The 16,814-nt window shown below is 71.5% G+C and carries 11 protein-coding genes and 1 tRNA gene; 11 read left to right on the top strand and 1 reads right to left on the bottom strand.

Annotation, left to right across the window (positions count from 1 at the left end):
• Position 1 precedes the first annotated feature (1 nt).
• The 8 genes from ACN269_RS12525 (at position 2) to ACN269_RS12490 (ending at position 11,733) form a co-directional block, all read left to right on the top strand.
• Positions 2-859, top strand: a complete 858-nt coding sequence (locus ACN269_RS12525; protein ID WP_421472612.1) for a TatD family hydrolase — start codon at positions 2-4, stop codon at positions 857-859.
• Positions 859-2,058, top strand: coding sequence for a metabolite traffic protein EboE (gene eboE / locus ACN269_RS12520; RefSeq protein ID WP_421472611.1), 1,200 nt, complete (start codon positions 859-861; stop codon positions 2,056-2,058). Before ACN269_RS12525 ends, eboE begins: the two co-directional genes overlap by 1 nt.
• Positions 2,055-3,470, top strand: a complete 1,416-nt coding sequence (locus ACN269_RS12515; protein ID WP_421472610.1) for an alkaline phosphatase family protein — start codon at positions 2,055-2,057, stop codon at positions 3,468-3,470. Before eboE ends, ACN269_RS12515 begins: the two co-directional genes overlap by 4 nt.
• Positions 3,467-4,534: a polyprenyl synthetase family protein gene (locus ACN269_RS12510; protein ID WP_421472609.1), complete on the top strand. Its 1,068-nt coding sequence runs from the start codon at positions 3,467-3,469 to the stop codon at positions 4,532-4,534. The genes ACN269_RS12515 and ACN269_RS12510 overlap by 4 nt, the downstream gene beginning before the upstream one ends.
• A gap of 217 nt (positions 4,535-4,751) precedes the next feature.
• Positions 4,752-7,610 (top strand): PQQ-dependent sugar dehydrogenase, encoded by a 2,859-nt coding sequence (locus tag ACN269_RS12505; protein ID WP_421472608.1) that lies wholly within the window; start codon positions 4,752-4,754, stop codon positions 7,608-7,610.
• A gap of 62 nt (positions 7,611-7,672) precedes the next feature.
• Positions 7,673-9,787, top strand: a complete 2,115-nt coding sequence (locus tag ACN269_RS12500; protein WP_421472607.1) for a ThuA domain-containing protein — start codon at positions 7,673-7,675, stop codon at positions 9,785-9,787.
• Between the two features lie 165 nt (positions 9,788-9,952).
• Positions 9,953-10,447, top strand: a complete 495-nt coding sequence (locus tag ACN269_RS12495) for a sensor histidine kinase (protein WP_421472606.1) — start codon at positions 9,953-9,955, stop codon at positions 10,445-10,447.
• Positions 10,448-10,725: 278 nt separating this feature from the next.
• Entirely contained in the window at positions 10,726-11,733 is a 1,008-nt protein-coding gene (locus tag ACN269_RS12490; RefSeq protein ID WP_421472605.1) for a sugar phosphate isomerase/epimerase family protein, read from the top strand.
• A 286-nt stretch (positions 11,734-12,019) separates the two neighbouring features.
• On the opposite strand, the gene ACN269_RS12485 is transcribed toward ACN269_RS12490, so the two are convergent.
• Positions 12,020-12,418: a hypothetical protein gene (locus ACN269_RS12485; protein WP_421472604.1), complete on the bottom strand. Its 399-nt coding sequence runs from the start codon at positions 12,416-12,418 to the stop codon at positions 12,020-12,022.
• 306 nt (positions 12,419-12,724) lie between these two features.
• Here ACN269_RS12485 and ACN269_RS12480 point away from each other — a divergent pair.
• The 3 genes from ACN269_RS12480 (at position 12,725) to ACN269_RS12470 (ending at position 16,812) form a co-directional block, all read left to right on the top strand.
• Positions 12,725-12,797, top strand: a tRNA-Asn gene (locus ACN269_RS12480).
• 663 nt (positions 12,798-13,460) lie between these two features.
• On the top strand, positions 13,461-15,584 hold the full coding sequence (locus tag ACN269_RS12475) for an MMPL family transporter (protein WP_421472603.1): 2,124 nt from the start codon (positions 13,461-13,463) through the stop codon (positions 15,582-15,584).
• A complete protein-coding gene (locus ACN269_RS12470; protein ID WP_421472602.1) occupies positions 15,574-16,812 on the top strand; it encodes an FAD-dependent oxidoreductase in 1,239 nt (412 codons plus the stop codon). Before ACN269_RS12475 ends, ACN269_RS12470 begins: the two co-directional genes overlap by 11 nt.
• The last annotated feature ends 2 nt before the right edge of the window (positions 16,813-16,814 follow it).

Below are 16,814 nucleotides of genomic sequence, written 5' to 3'. Positions count from 1 at the left end.
CATGCGCATCTTCGACCCGCACATCCACATGACCTCGCGCACCACCGACGACTACGAACGGATGGCCGGCGCCGGCGTCCTCGCAGTGGTCGAGCCGGCGTTCTGGCTGGGGCAGCCGCGCACCAGCGCCGCGTCGTTCGTCGACTACTTCGACTCGCTGATCGGCTGGGAGCCGTTCCGGGCCGGGCAGTTCGGGGTGCGCCACTTCGCCACCATCGCGCTCAACCCGAAGGAGGCCAACGACCCGCGCTGCCGCCCCGTGCTCGACCTGTTGCCCCGCTACCTGGACAAGGACGGGGTCGTGGCGGTCGGCGAGATCGGGTACGACTCGATGACGCCCGAGGAGGACGAGGCGTTCGCCGCGCAGCTCGCTCTGGCCGTGGCGTACGACCTGCCGGCGCTGGTGCACACCCCGCACCGGGACAAGGCCCGGGGCTGCGAACGCACCCTCGCCGTGGTCGCCGAGTCCGGCATCGACGCGGGGCGCGTGGTGGTCGACCACCTCAACGAGGTGACCGTCAAGCTCGTCAAGGACAGCGGCTGCTGGCTGGGCTTCTCCATCTACCCGGACACCAAGATGACCCCGTCGCGGATGGTCGAGCTGCTGCGCGAGTACGGCACCGAACGGATGCTGGTCAACTCGGCCGCCGACTGGGGACGCTCCGATCCGCTGCTGACCCGGGCGACCGGCGAGGCGATGCGTCAGGCCGGTTTCAGCGACGACGACGTCGACAAGGTGCTGTGGCGCAACCCGGTGGAGTTCTACGGGCAGTCGGGTCGGCTGGACCTCGGCGACGTGGCGGAGCCCGCCGCGGTGGACCCGCAGACCGGCAACTCGATCCTGCGCGGTGGTAGCTGATGCGGCTGCGACACTCCGGCGGCGAGACCGTGCACCTCGGCTACTGCACCAACGTGCACCCCGCCGAGGACCTGGCCGGCATCCTCGCCCAGCTGGACACCTACGCCGTGCCGGTGCGGCAGGCGCTCGGCAGTGACCTGCTCGGGCTCGGCCTGTGGCTGGCCGCCCCGGTCGCCGCCGAACTGGCCGCCGAGCCGACGCTGCGCCGCCGGCTCCGCGCCGAGCTGGACGCGCGCGGTCTGGAGGTGGTCACCCTCAACGGCTTCCCGTACGCGGCCTTCCAGGCCCCCGTGGTCAAGCAGGACGTGTACCACCCGGACTGGACGACCGAGCAGCGGCTGACGTACACCCTGGATCTGGCCCGGGTGCTCGCGGACCTGCTGCCGGACGACGCGGCCCGGGGCTCGATCTCCACCCTGCCGCTGGCCTGGCGGCGGCCGTGGGACACGGACATGGCGGACGCCGCCCGGCGGCGGCTCGATGCGCTCGCGGCCGGCCTGGCCGACGTCCAGCGGGACACCGGCCGTGAGGTGCGGGTGGCGTTCGAGCCGGAGCCGGGTTGCGTGGTGGAGAGCACCGGGCAGGCCGCCGCCCTGTTGTCCGGCATGGACACCGACCGGATGGGCGTCTGCCTCGACCTCGCGCACCTGGCCTGCGCGTGGGAGGAGCCGGCGGCGGCGTTGGACCGGCTGCGGGCGGCCGGACTGCCGGTGGTGAAGGTGCAGGTCTCCGCCGCCGTCGAGGCGGCCGACCCGGCCGGTGGTGCCGACGCGCTGCGCCGCTGGGTGGAGCCGCGCTTCCTGCACCAGACCCGGGGCGCCGGCTGCGCGGGCGTGGCCGACCCGGCCGACGAGGCGTACGCCGCCGACGACCTCGACGAGGCGCTGGACCGGAAGCTTCCCGGCCCGTGGCGGGTGCACTACCACGTGCCCCTGCACGCCCCGCCCGAGGAGCCGCTCGGCTCGACCCTGCCGGTCCTGCGCGCGGCCCTGAGAGCGCTCTTCGACGGGCCGGTCGCCGGCTGCGACCACCTCGACGTCGAGACGTACACCTGGGGTGTGCTGCCGGCCGCACGGCGGCCCGGCACCGACGCGGAGCTGGCCGCCGGCATCGCCGCCGAGTTGGCCTTCGCCCGCGACGAACTGGTCGGCCTCGGGCTGACCGCAGACCGAACCGTGAGCATGGAGGTGACGCGATGAGCCGGCGACTGGTGGTCCTCGACGTGGTGGGGTTGACCCCGCGACTGCTGAAGCACATGCCCCGACTGCGCGGCGTCGCCGACGGTGGCTTCCGGGCCGAGCTGGGCACGGTGCTGCCGGCGGTGACCTGCTCGGTGCAGTCCACGTTCCTCACCGGCGAGCAGCCCAGCGGGCACGGCATCGTCGGCAACGGGTGGTACTTCCGGGACCTGGGCGAGGTGCTGCTGTGGCGGCAGCACAACGCGCTGGTCGGCGGGGACAAGCTCTGGCACGCGGCCCGCCGGGCCGAGCCGGGCTACACCGTCGCCAACGTCTGCTGGTGGTACGCCATGGGCGCCGACGTGAACTGGACCGTCACGCCCCGCCCGGTGTACTACGCCGACGGCCGCAAGGAGCCGGACTGCTACACCGACCCGCCGGAGCTGCACGACGCGCTGACCGGGCGGCTGGGCACCTTCCCGCTGTTCACCTACTGGGGGCCGACGGCCGGCCTGCCGTCGTCGAAGTGGATCTGCCAGGCGGCCGAGCAGATCCTGGCCGACGTGTCACCCGACCTGACCCTGGTCTACGTCCCCCACCTGGACTACGACCTGCAACGGTACGGTCCCTCGTCGCCGCAGGCCGCCACGGCGGCGGCGGAGCTGGACGCCGTCCTCGGGCCGCTGCTGGACGCCGCCCGCGCCCGGGACGCCACCGTGGTGGTGCTCTCGGAGTACGGCATCACCGACGTGTCCCGGCCGGTCGACGTCAACCGGCTGCTGCGCAGCGAGGGGTTGCTGCGGGTGCACACCCAGGCCGGCATGGAGTACCTCGACCCGTGGACGTCCAAGGCCTTCGCCGTCGCCGACCACCAGGTCGCGCACGTCTACGTCAAGGACCCGGCGGACGTGCCGGCGGTGGCGAAGCTCTGCGCCGGGCTGCCCGGCGTGGCCGAGGTGCTCGACGCCGACGGCAAGGCCGCGCACGGGCTGGACCACCCGCGTGCCGGGGAGCTGGTGCTGGTGGCCGAGCCGGACTCCTGGTTCACCTACTACTACTGGCTCGACGACGCCCGTGCGCCCGACTTCGCCCGGCTGGTCGAGATCCACCGTAAGCCGGGGTACGACCCCGCCGAACTCTTCTTCGACCCGGCCAATCCCGGTGCCGCCAAGGCCCGCGCCGGGGTGGCGCTGGCCCGCAAGAAGATCGGCATGCGCTACCTGATGAGCGCCGTCGGCCTGGACGCCGGCGCCCGGGCGATCCGCGGGTCGCACGGGCGGCTACCCAGCGACCCGGCGGACGCCCCGGTGCTGCTCTGCTCGGACCCCTCCGCCGCCCGGGACCGGATCGCGGCCACCGAGGTCAAGGGGCTGTTACTCGAGCTGGCCGGATTGAACGGTGCCGGGGCGCAGGGTCCGGGAGATCGGACGTGACCGTCACCGTCGCGCCCACCGACACCAGCGGTCTGCGGGCGCGCTTCGACGCGGAGTTGGCCGCCTTCCTCGACCGGCAGGGCCCGGACTGGCCGGACGGTGCGCCCCGGGGGGTGTTCACCGCGCTGCAACGGTTCGTGCTGGCCGGCGGAAAGCGGCTGCGCCCCCTGTTCTGCTACTGGGGCTGGCGTGGCGCCGGGGCGGCCGACGCCACCCCGATCGTGGTGGCCGCGGCGGCGTTGGAGCTGTTCCACGCGTTCGCGCTCATCCACGACGACATCCTGGACGGCAGCGACCGCCGCCGGGGTGAGCCGTCGGTGCACCGGCTCTTCGCCGACCTGCACACCCGGTCGTCGTGGCGCGGCGACCCCGAGGCGTACGGGCGCAACACCGCGCTGCTCTGCGGGGACCTCTGCGCGGCCTGGTCGGATCAGATGTTCCACGAGTGCGGGCTCGCGACCGAGCAGGTGCACCGGGGGTACGCGGTGTTCGCGCTGATGCGTACCGAGGTGATCGCGGGGGAGTACCTGGACCTGGTGTCCGGGGTGGGCGACGGCTCGGTCGCGAGCGCGCTCACGGTGATACGGATGAAGGCGGCCCGGTACACGGTCACCCGGCCGTTGCAGATCGGCGCGGCGCTCGCCGGTGCGGGACCGGAGCTGATTGCCGCTCTCGGCGAGTTCGGCGACCCGTTGGGGGATGCGTTCCAGCTCCGCGACGACGTGTTGGGCGTCTTCGGTGATCCGGCGGTCACCGGCAAGTCGATCCTGGACGACCTGCGCGAGGGCAAGCCCACGGTGATGATGGCGCTGGCCCGCAGCGCCGCGGACCGGTCGCAGACCGCGCGGTTGCGGGAGTTGTTCGGCAACCCGTCGCTCGACACCGACGGCGCGGCGGACCTGCGCGAGATCATCGAGGCCACCGGCGCGCGGGACCGGATCGAGCAGATGATCCGGGTCCGTACCGAGGCGGCGCTGACCGCGTTGCGGAGCGCGGCGGTGAACGAGGAGGCCCGCGCGGCCCTGATCGCGTTGGCCGGTCAGGCCATCGACCGGCGCGCCTGACCCGCCGACTTTCGATCAAATCGACGAAAGTTCATGCCGTGCTACCGGAAGGTATGGACACATCGACACTTGCGACTTAGTGTCGGGGCCAACACAGCAATGTTTCGTCGAGGTGAACCGGCGGCGCGGTAACCCATCGACCCCACCACCCGCTACGGCATCCGGCGCGACGGCGCGCGCCCCGCCCTGGCCTCCTCGTCAGGAAGGGACACCACAGATGTCCATGAAGGACAGACCCACCCAACGGTCCCGACGATGGTTCTCTGCCGGATCGGCCCTGCTCCTCGTGGCCGCGGCCGGCACGGTCACCCTCACCGCCGGTGCGACACCGGCCCAGGCGCACACGATCAACGCCAGCGACTTCCAGCAGGTCGAACTCGCCCGGGGCGTCACCGACATGGGTGAGCCGATGTCACTGGCCGTCCTGCCGGACCGCTCGGTCCTGCACACCGCCCGCAACGGCACCCTGCGTCGCACCGACGCGAACGGCACCACCTCGGTGATCGGCACCCTGTCGGTCTACAACCACGACGAGGAGGGCCTACAGGGCGTCGGCGTCGACCCGAACTTCGCCAGCAACCGGCAGATCTTCCTCTACTACGCGCCGCCGCTGTCCACCCCCGCCGGCGACGCCCCCGCGACCGGCACCGACTTCTCGGCCTGGCAGGGAGTGAACCGCCTCTCCCGGTTCACCCTCAACAGCGACTTCACGCTCAACCAGGCCAGCAAGGTCGACGTCCTCGACGTGCCGGCCGACCGCGGCCTGTGCTGCCACGTCGGTGGCGACATCGACTTCGACGCCGCCGGCAACCTCTACCTGTCCACCGGCGACGACACCAACCCGTTCGAGTCCGCCGGCTACTCGCCGCTGGACGAGCGGACCAACCGCAACCCGGCGTACGACGCGCAGCGCAGCGCCGGCAACACCAACGACCTGCGGGGCAAGATCCTGCGGATCAAGGTGAACGCCAACGGGACGTACTCCATCCCGTCGGGCAACCTGTTCGCGCCCGGCACCGCCCGGACGCGGCCGGAGATCTACGCGATGGGGTTCCGCAACCCGTTCCGGATCAGCGTGGACAAGGGCACCGGGGTCGTCTACGTCGGTGACTACGGGCCGGACGCCGGCTCGACCAGCGCCACCCGTGGCCCGTCCGGCCAGGTGGAGTTCAACCGGGTCGCGGCTCCGGGCAACTACGGCTGGCCGTACTGCACCGGCACCAACACCAGCACCGAGACGTACAACGAGTGGGACTTCGCCACCAACACCAGCGGGGCGAAGTACAACTGCACCGGCGGGCCGACCAACAACTCGTTCCGCAACACCGGCCTGATTACCCTGCCGCCGGCCCAGCCGGCCTGGATCCGGTACGCCGGTGACGCCGGCACCCCCACCGAGTTCGGCGGCGGCTCCGAGTCGCCGATGGGCGGTCCGGTCTACCGATACAACGCCTCGTCGACCTCCACCACCAAGTTCCCGCAGTCGTTCGACGGGCAGTTCTTCGCCACCGAGTTCGGCCGGGGCTGGATCAAGCCCATCCACGTCAACTCCGACGGTTCCCGGGGCACCATCGACACCTTCCCGTGGGTCGGCAAGCAGGTGATGGACTCGGCCTTCGGCCCGGACGGCTCGTACTACGTGCTCGACTACGGCACCGGCTACTTCAACGGTGACGCCAACTCGGCGCTCTACCGCTTCGACTACGTCGGCGGCGGCAACCGGGCCCCCAGCGCCGCGGCCAGTGCCAACAAGACGTCCGGCGCGGCACCGCTGACCGTGACGTTCTCCTCGGCCGGCTCGTCCGACCCCGAGGGCGGCGCGCTCACCTACTCGTGGGCGTTCGGCGACGGCACCACCTCCACGGTGGCGAACCCGACGAAGACCTACAGCACCAACGGCACGTACACCGCGACGCTGACCGTCCGGGACCCGCAGGGCGCCACCGGCAGCGCCAGCGTGCAGATCAACGTCGGCAACACCGCGCCCACGGTGACCATCAACAACCCCGGCAACGGCCAACTGTTCAGCTTCGGTGACACCGTGCCGTACAGCATCACGGTGACCGACCCGGAGGACGGCACGATCGACTGCACCAAGGTCAAGATGACCTACGTGCTCGGCCACGACCAGCACGGGCACCAGATCACCTCGAAGACCGGCTGCTCCGGCTCGATCACCATCCCGGTCGACGGCGAGCACGACGACGCGGCGAACATCTTCGCCATCTTCGACGCCGAGTACACCGACGCGGGCGGCCTGACCACGCACACCCAGCACACCCTGCCGCCGCGGCACCGCCAGGCCGAGTTCTTCGGTAGCTCCTCCGGCATCAACGTGTTCAGCAAGACCCCGGCCGAGGGCGGCAAGACCGTCGGTGACATCAACAACGGCGACTGGATCGCCTTCCAGCCGTACCGGCTGGGCAACGTCACCTCCTTCACCGCCCGGGTCTCGTCGGCGGGCAGCGGCGGCACCCTCCAGGTGCGGGCCGGCTCGGCCACCGGCACGGTGCTCGGCTCCGCGACCGTTCCGGTGACCGGCGGCTGGGAGACCTTCACCACCGTCACGGGGACGATCACCAACCCGCCGACCGGCACCACCACGCTCTACCTGACCTTCGCGGGTACCGGTACCGGCGCGCTCTACGACCTGGACGCGTTCACCTTCGTCACCGGGTCGGCCCCGACCGGCGGGACCGGCCCGATCAAGGGCCTGGGCGGCAAGTGCCTGGACGTGCGCAACGCCGCCACCGCCGACGGCACGCAGATCCAGATCTACACCTGCAACGGCAGCGCGGCCCAGACCTGGGCGGTCACGCCGAACTCCACCATCAAGTCGTTGGGCAAGTGTCTCGACGTCTCCGGCGCCGGCACCGCCGACGGCACCAAGATCCAGCTCTACACCTGCAACGGCACCGGGGCGCAGAACTGGTCCGCGCAGGCCGACGGCACGATCCGCAATGCCGCGTCCGGCAAGTGCCTGGACGTCTCCGGCAACAACTCCGCGGACAGCACGGTGGTCCACCTGTGGACCTGTGTCAGCGGTGCGGCGAACCAGAAGTGGACCCTGCCCTGAGCTGAGCGGAGGGGCTCCCACCGTCCCGGGAGCCCCTCCCACACCTTCCGAAGGAGAGCGACATGCGCAGACTCCTGCGATCCGTTGTCGGTGTGGGCGCTGCCGCCCTCGCCGTCATCGCCTGCACCACCCCGGCCACCCCGGCCAGCGCCGCCGACGCCCCGTACGACGTGCTGGTCTTCTCCAAGACCGCCGGCTTCCGGCACGACGCCATCCCGGTCGGCATCCAGACCATCCGTGACCTGGGCGCGGCCAACAACTTCACGGTCACCGCCACCGAGGACGCCGCCGCGTTCACCACCGCGAACCTCGCCCAGTACGAGGCGGTCGTCTTCCTCAACACCACCGGCGACGTGCTCAACGCCACCCAGCAGACCGCCTTCGAGTCGTACATCGGCTCCGGGCGCGGGTACGTGGGCGTGCACGCCGCCGCCGACACCGAGTACGACTGGCCGTTCTACGGCAACCTGGTCGGCGCGTGGTTCGCCTCGCACCCGGCCATCCAGCAGGCCAACATCAAGGTGGAGGACCGGGGGCACGCCGCGACCGGGCACCTGCCGCAGACCTGGACCCGTACCGACGAGTGGTACAACTACCGCACCAACGCCCGGTCCACCGCGCACGTGCTCGCCACGCTCGACGAGTCGTCGTACTCCGGCGGCGGGATGGGCGCCGACCACCCGCTGAGCTGGTGCAAGAGCTACGGCGGTGGCCGCTCCTTCTACACCGGCGCCGGCCACACCCAGGCGTCGTACGCGGAGTCGAACTTCCGCAACCACCTGCTCGGCGGCATCCGGTACGCCTCCGGCCGGAGCAAGGCCGACTGCCGGCCCGAAACCGGCTACACCCCGCTCTACAACGGCTCCACCACCGGCTGGTCGCAGGCCGGACCGGGCAACTTCACCAACTCCGACGCCACCCTCACCTCGGTCGGCGGCATGGGCCTGTACTGGTACAGCGCGAAGCAGTTCACCAACTACTCGCTGAAGCTGGACTGGAAGTTGGCCGGCGACGACAACTCGGGCATCTTCATCGGCTTCCCGCCGTCGAGCGACCCGCAGTCGGCGATCGACAACGGCTACGAGGTCCAGATCGACGCCACCGACGCGGTCGACCGCACCACCGGCGCGGTCTACACCTTCAAGGCCGCCGACATCGCGGCCCGGGACGCGGCGTTGAACGCGCCGGGGGAGTGGAACACCTACGAGCTGCTGGTCGAGGGGGAACGGCTCCAGGTCTTCCTCAACGGGGTGAAGATCAACGACTTCACCAACACCAATCCGGTACGGTCGCTGGCCGGCCACATCGGCATCCAGAACCACGGTACGGGTGACGACGCCTACTTCCGCAACATCCGGATCAAGGAGCTGGGCGGCAGCAACCCGCCGACCGGCAACACCACGGTCCAGGCCGAGGCGTTCAGCTCGGCCAACGGCGTCAGCGCGTTCACCAAGGCCGGCGCCAACGGCGGGCAGACGCTCGGCTACATCGAGCCGGGGGACTGGGCCGCGTACAACGGCGTGGACCTGACCGGCGTCACCTCGTTCACCTCCCGGGTCGTCTCCGGGGGCGCGGGCGGCACCATCGGCGTCCGCACCGGCTCGGCCACCGGCCCGTTGCTCGGCACCGTCACCGTGCCGAACACCGGCAGCTGGAGCACGTACGCCAACGTCACCACGACGCTGTCGAACGTCCCGTCCGGCACCCAGAACCTGTACCTCACGTTCAGCGGCAGCGGCACCGGCCTCTTCGACGTGGACGACTTCACCCTCGTCAAGGGCACCGGCGGCGGTTCCGGCGTCGGCCCGGTCAAGGGCCTGGCCGGCAAGTGCCTGGACGTCCGCAACGCCGCCACCGCCGACGGCACCCAGATCCAGATCTACACCTGCAACGGCAGTACGGCGCAGACCTGGACCGTGACGCCGAACTCGACCATCAAGGCGCTCGGCAAGTGCCTCGACGTCAACGGCGCCGGCACCGCGGACGGCACCAAGATCCAGCTCTGGACCTGCAACGGCTCCGGCGCGCAGAACTGGGCGGCCCAGTCCGACGGCAGCCTGCGCAACACCTCCTCCAACAAGTGCCTCGACGTGTCCGGCAACAACTCCGCCGACAGCACCGTCGTCCACCTCTGGACCTGCAACGGCGCAGCCAACCAGAAGTGGACCCTGCCCTGACCCACCGAGCCCGCTGGGGCCGTCGGACGTGACCGGCGGCCCCGGCGTACCACCCGATGACGCCGTCGGCGCGGCGGTACCTCACCGCCGCCGCGCCGGCCGCGTCCCGCGCGTCGGACCGATGCCGCCGACCAACGCCCAGCCGCCTGCCGTACCTTGGCCGGCATGGGGCGTTACGCGCGATGGCGCCGGATGGTCCAGGCGCAGGGACTCCGGCTGCACGACGCGCTGCGCCCGGCCGACGAGCCCGACCCGCTGACCGGGCCGGTGCCCAGCCTGAACCGTCTCGACGCCCTGGTGGAGGGCTTCGCCGCAGGCCAGCCCGTGCGCTGGAGCCTGGCCGGAGCGCCCCGGCCGCTCCCCGAGGCGGTGGACGTGGCGGCGTACCGGGTCATCGAAGAGTCCCTGACCAACGCGTGCCGGCACGCGCCGGGCGCGGCCGTCGCGGTCCGCCTGCGCTACGACGACGAGGGCATCACCATCGAGGTACGCGACAACGGCGGACCAACGGCGGAGCGCGCCCCGCGTGCCGGTGACGGTCTCCTCGCCGTACGCCGCCGCGTCGAGCGGGTCGGCGGCACCCTGAGCGCCGGCCCGGACCCCGACGGCGGCTTCACCGTCCGGGCGGTCCTGCCGGCCCCCGAAGAGATGGCCGGGTGAGACGGTCCGGGGCTTTTGTGATGCGGCCTGGTGGTGGTCCGGGGGATTCGCGATGCGGTCGGGTGGTGGTCGGGGGCTTTCGCGATGGGCCCGGCGGAAATAGGGTGGGGGCGGCGACCGTGACGGTGGCCGGTGACCCGGTGGGAGGCGCAACCCGCCGGGCTCAGGTGTGCTCGGCACCCACCGGCGTTCCGCCCCGGTGCCGCGTACCGGTCTGACCGGTCACCCTCGCCCCGGTCCGCACAACGGAATCCCCATCACATCAGGGGAGAAGGACAATGGCGCGACCCATCACGCTCTTCACCGGCCAGTGGGCCGACCTGCCGTTCGAAGAGGTCTGCCGGCTCGCCTCCGAGTGGGGCTACGACGGTCTGGAGATCGCCTGCTGGGGCGACCACTTCGAGGTCGACAAGGCGCTCGCCGACGACTCGTACATCGAGCGCAAGAAGGAGACCCTGGCCAAGCACAACCTCCAGGTCTTCACGATCTCCAACCACCTGGTCGGTCAGGCGGTCTGCGACCACCCGATCGACGAGCGGCACCAGGACATCCTGCCCGGCCGCATCTGGGGTGACGGGGAGCCCGAGGGCGTCCGCCAGCGGGCCGCCGAGGAGATCAAGGACACCGCGCGGGCGGCGGCGAAGCTCGGGGTGAACACCGTCGTCGGCTTCACCGGCTCGTCGATCTGGCACACCCTGGCGATGTTCCCGCCGGTGCCGCCGTCGATGATCGAGCGCGGCTACCAGGACTTCGCCGACCGGTGGAACCCGATCCTCGACGTCTTCGACGAGGTCGGGGTGCGGTTCGCGCACGAGGTGCACCCCAGCGAGATCGCGTACGACTACTGGACGACGAAGCGGACGTTGGAAGCCATCGGCAACCGGCCCGCGTTCGGGCTCAACTGGGACCCGTCGCACTTCGTCTGGCAGGAGCTGGACCCGGTGAACTTCATCTTCGACTTCGCCGACCGCATCTACCACGTCGACTGCAAGGACGCGAAGGTGCGTACCGGCGACGGCCGTCGCGGCCGACTCGCCTCGCACCTGCCCTGGGCCGACCTGCGCCGCGGCTGGGACTTCGTCTCCACCGGCCACGGCGACGTGCCCTGGGAGGACTGCTTCCGCGCCCTGAACGCGATCGGTTACGACGGCCCGATCTCGGTCGAGTGGGAGGACGCCGGCATGGACCGCCTGGTCGGTGCCCCCGAGGCGCTGCAGTTCGTCCGCCGGCTCGCCTTCGACGCGCCGAGCGCCGCCTTCGACGCCGCGTTCAGCAGCAAGGACTGACGAACCACCGCCCGGCCCGACGACCACCGGGCCGGGCCACGGTTCCGCTGGCTATTCGGCTGGCCGCTGGCCGGTTGGTGCCCGGCTGGCGGGCTGTCTGTCTGGCTGGCGGCCTGCCTGGTTGGCGGGCTGCCTCGTTGGTTGGTTGGCCGGTTGGCCGGTTGGCCGGTTGGCCGGTCGGCGGACTGGCTGGCTGGTTGGCCGCTGCCTGGCTGGCCGGGGCAGGGTCCGGACAGACCACGGGCCGGTCGCCTTGCGGCGGCCGGCCCGTCGACGTGCGGGTGGGTCAGAGCGTGCTTGCGTTGGTGCCCGAGCCGGACGGCTTGGTGCGGGGGGTGGTGGCCGACGGCGACCCGGAGGTCGTGCCGACCGGGCTGCTGCCCGACTTGGCGCCCACCGTGGCGGGCGTGCCGGCGAACGCGTCGTCAGCGGCGGTCAGCTCCTGCTTGCCGGTGCTGCCGTTGCCCAGCTTCTCACCCAGCTTGGTCTGGCCAAGCTTGTCCTTGCCCTCGCTGTAGAGCCGGTTGGCCTGGGCCTGCGCAACCCCGGCCGCCTCCTGGACGGTCGGGTGGTCGAGCACCTTGCGGCCCCGGACCACGAGCTCTTCGTACTTCTCCCGGCCGGCACGGGCGCCCAGGACGAATCCCGCAGCCAGCCCGCCAAGAAACATGATCTTTCCGCGCATGGCGGCTCCTTCCGTACCTGACGCGCCGTCGCTCCGTCGGGTCGCCCCGCCGGACGCGACCAATTCGCGCCTGCGTCCTCTGTCCGCAGCTAACTACCCATCCTGCTCTCCGCTCAAGCCTGCTTGTGCCCGGATGGCGATTTGCCCGGATTGTCGTATCGCCCCGAGCCCTGACCTGCGAACCTGGATCATGGTGAGTTATAGGTGGGCGGTGGGTGGAACCCACTGGACCACCACCCGGGTATGTCCTGTACTCTTGTCCCCGTCGCGAGGTGCCGGCGAGATCCGGTTCCCAGCGGTGCACGATCCCCTGTAGCTCAATTGGCAGAGCAGCCGGCTGTTAACCGGCAGGTTATTGGTTCGAGTCCAATCGGGGGAGCTTTTGCTCCACGCCAACGCCCGTCGGCCCACGCCGACGGGCGTTTCCGTATGCCCACCCTCCCAGCCCCAGCACGCCCCGGCCCGTGGCTCGGTCCTGCCACCCCGCCACCTCGCCCCGGCCCTTGGCTCGGTCCCGCCACCCCGCCCCGGCTCCTTCCCGCCGCCCGCCCCGCCCCGCCCCCGCCCGGCCCCCGCCCGGCCCCCGCCCCGCCCCGCCTCCTGGCCCCGCCCCAGCCCTCGCGGCCCACCTCTGCCCGGCGATCTTGCACTTAGTGCGGTCGCATATCGGGACGTAGCGCGCCTTTCGGCAGCCGAAAGTGCAAGATCGACGCGATCATGCCGGCGAGCACGGGGTGCGCGGGTGTGCGGGGTGCGGGGTCGGTGTTCGGGTCAGCAACTTCAGGGTTGTTGCTGTTTCCCGCGCGCCGGATGCAGCAACTTCACCGATGTTGTGAGGATCTTGGCGTGGGCGTGGGCGTGGGCGTGGGCGTGGGCGTGGGCGTGGGCGCGAGGCGCGAGGGCGCGAGGCGCGAGGGCGCGAGGGCGCGAGGGTGGAATGAGAGGTTCGGCCTGTTTGGGGCTTGTCGGCCCGGCAGGATGGCGATGTCGACTTAGACTCCCGCTGCGTCGATTTCTGCGTCGATTCTTGGAGTGAGCGCCAATGTCCGGACGACAGGGCTTCGGCCGGGCCACGCTGGTCGCGGTCGTGGTCGTGCTGGCCTGGTTGGTGATCGGTGCGGTGGCCGGCCCGTACGCCGGACGGCTCGGCGAGGTCTCCACCAACGACAACGCCGCGTTCCTGCCCACCGACGCCGAGGCGACCCGTGCCCAGGATCTCGCCGGTGGATTCGTCGACCGGCAGACCATCCCGGCGCTGGTCGTCTACGAGCGGTCGGCGGGGATCACCGACGCCGACCAGCAGCGGGTCGCCGCCGACGCGGCCCGGTTCGCCCAGGTGCCGGGCGTGGTCACCCCGCTGCCGCCGCCCATCCCGAGTCAGGACGGTCAGGCGCTACAGGTGATCGTGCCGGTGGACGACGCCGAGGGCGAGCAGATCGGTTCGGTCGTCGAGCAGGTGCGCGACATCGCCGGGGGCGACCGGGACGGTCTGAGCGTGGACGTCGCGGGCCCGGCCGGTCTGCTCGCCGATCTGATCGAGGTGTTCTCCGCCATCGACGGACCGTTGCTGCTCGTCACGCTCGTGGTGGTGCTGGTCATCCTGCTGATCGTCTACCGCAGCCCGGTCCTGTGGATCTTTCCGCTGCTGGCCGCGGGGATGTCGTACGCCCTCGCCGCCGTCTTCGTCTACCTGCTCGCCGACGCCGACGTCCTCAAACTCAACGGGCAGGCGCAGGGCATCCTCACTGTGTTGGTCTTCGGCGCGGGCACCGACTACGCGCTGCTGCTGATCGCTCGTTATCGGGAGGAGTTGCACCGCCACGACCGTCCGTGGAGCGCGATGCGTGCCGCGTGGCGGGGTGCGGCGCCGGCCATCATCGCGTCCGGCGGAACGGTCATCGTCAGCCTGCTGTGCCTGCTGCTGTCCAGCCTGAACTCCAACCGGGCGCTCGGTCCGGTCGCCGCCATCGGGATCGCCGCCACGCTGCTGGTGATGCTCACCTTCCTGCCCGCGCTGCTGGTGCTCGGCGGTCGGTGGGCGTTCTGGCCCCGACGTCCCCGCGTCGACCAGGCCGACCCGCAGGCCGAGCACGGCATCTGGAGCAGGGTCGCCGGCTTCGTGGCCCGGCACGCCCGTCCGATCTGGTTGAGCACCGCCGTCGTGTTGGCGGTGCTCACGCTCGGCCTCACCCAGCTCGGCGCGACCATTCTCGGTCAGTCGGATCTGTTCACCCAGCGCACCGACTCGGTGGACGGGCAGGAGGTGATCGCCCGGCACTACCCGGCCGGCACCGGAAGCCCGGCCACGATCTTCACCACCGCGCAGTCCGCGCAGCGGGTGGCCGAGGTGGCACAGGGGGTGCCCGGGGTGGCTGCCGTCCGCCCGTTCAGCGACGGCCAGCAGGGCGGCCCGCCCGACCGCAACGCCGCCCCGAAGATCGTCGACGGTCGGGTGCAGCTGGAGGCGACCCTGACCGACGCGCCGGACAGCAAGGGCGCCGAGCGGACCATCCGCGACCTGCGGGAGGCCGTACACCGGGTGCCCGGCGCGGACGCCGTGGTCGGCGGCTTCACCGCGATCAACGTGGACACCTCGGACGCCGCGAAGCGCGACCAGAACGTCATCATCCCGGTGGTGCTGGTGGTCATCGCGGTGATCCTGGCCCTGCTGCTGCGCGCCCTCCTCGCGCCGCTGCTGCTTATCGGCACGGTGCTACTCAGCTTCGCGGCCACCCTCGGCCTGTGTGCGCTGCTGTTCCGCCACGTCTTCGGCTTTCCCGGAGTGGACTCGTCGTTCCCGCTGTTCGCGTTCGTCTTCCTCGTCGCGCTCGGCATCGACTACAACATCTTCCTGATGAGCCGGGTCCGCGAGGAGTCGGTCAAGCGGGGCACCCGGGCCGGTGTGCTGGCCGGTCTCGCCGTCACCGGTGGCGTGATCACGTCCGCCGGCATCGTGCTCGCCGCGACGTTCTCCGCCCTCGCCGTGCTGCCGCTCGTGGTGCTCGTCGAGTTGGGTACGGCGGTCGCGATCGGGGTACTGATCGACACGATCATCGTCCGGTCGCTGCTGGTGCCCGCGCTCGCGTACGACATCGGGCCGAAGATCTGGTGGCCGGGCCGGTTGTCCCGGACGAACGGTGAGCGGGAGGCGCGCGATGCTGGCTGAGACCGACGTGGTGGTGGTCGGCGGCGGCCTGGCGGGCCTCGCCGCCGCCCGCCGGCTGCACCGGGCCGGTGTGCCCTGGCGGCTGCTGGAGGCCGGCGGCCGGCTCGGGGGTCGGGTCGCCACCGACGTCGTCGACGGGTACCTGATCGATCGCGGCTTCCAGGTGCTCAACACCTCCTACCCGAAGCTCGGCACGCTGCTCGACACCGATCGCCTGAACCTCGGCTACTTCACCTCCGGCGTGCTGGTCCGTCGGGGCGACGACCTGCTGCGGCTGGTCAACCCGCTGCGCGAGCCGACCGGTGGCCCGCGTACCGCGCTCGCCGACGTCGGTTCGCTGCTCGACCGGCTCCGCTTCGCCGCGCTCGCCACCGGTGCCGCCACGCTGCCGGTGTCCCGCCTGCTGGCCGCAACGGAGACCACCACCGAGACGGCGCTGCGCCGGGCCGGTCTCTCCGACGCGATCATCGAGGAGCTGCTGCGGCCGTTCCTGTCCGGTGTGTTCATCGACCGGGAGTTGGCGACCTCCAGCCACGTGTTCGCGATGGTGCTGCGCTCGTTCGCCCGGGGTCGCATCGGCCTGCCCGCCGAGGGGATGGCCGCGCTGCCCCGGGCCGTCGCCGATCCGCTTCCGGTCGACCTGCTCGACCTGGACACCCCGGTCGCGCAGGTCACGCCCGGCCTGGTCCGCACGCAGGCCGGCGACATCAGATGCCGGGCCGTCGTGGTCGCCGTCGACCCGCCCGCCGCGGCCGCGCTGCTGCCGGCTCTGACGACGGTACGGATGCACAGCTACACGACGTACTACCACAGCGCTGCCGAACCACCGCTGAGCGAGCCGATCCTGCTCGTCGACGGCGACCGTCGGGAGATCGTGGCGAACACGGTGGTGCTCAGCAACGCCGTGCCGACCTACGCCCCGGCCGGCCGGCACCTCGTGGCCACCTCGGTGGTCGGCCCGACGGCCCCGCCCGAGCCGACCATCCGGGCCGAGTTGACCCGACTGTACGGACGATCCACCGCCGACTGGACGCACCTCACCACCGTGTCCATTCCGGACGCGCTGCCCGCCGCCCCACCCCCGCAGGGGCGGCTGCGCAAGCCCGTCGCGCTCGGGCAGGGGCTGTTCGTGGCCGGTGACCACCGGGACAGCCCATCGATCCAGGGCGCTCTCGCGAGCGGTTGGCGTGCCGCGGGCGCGGTCCTCGAGGAGCTGCGCGCCGGCTGACC

Source organism: Micromonospora sp. WMMD736 (genome assembly GCF_049179015.1).
GTDB lineage: Bacteria > Actinomycetota > Actinomycetes > Mycobacteriales > Micromonosporaceae > Micromonospora.
This window is presented reverse-complemented; position numbering and strand designations above follow the sequence as displayed.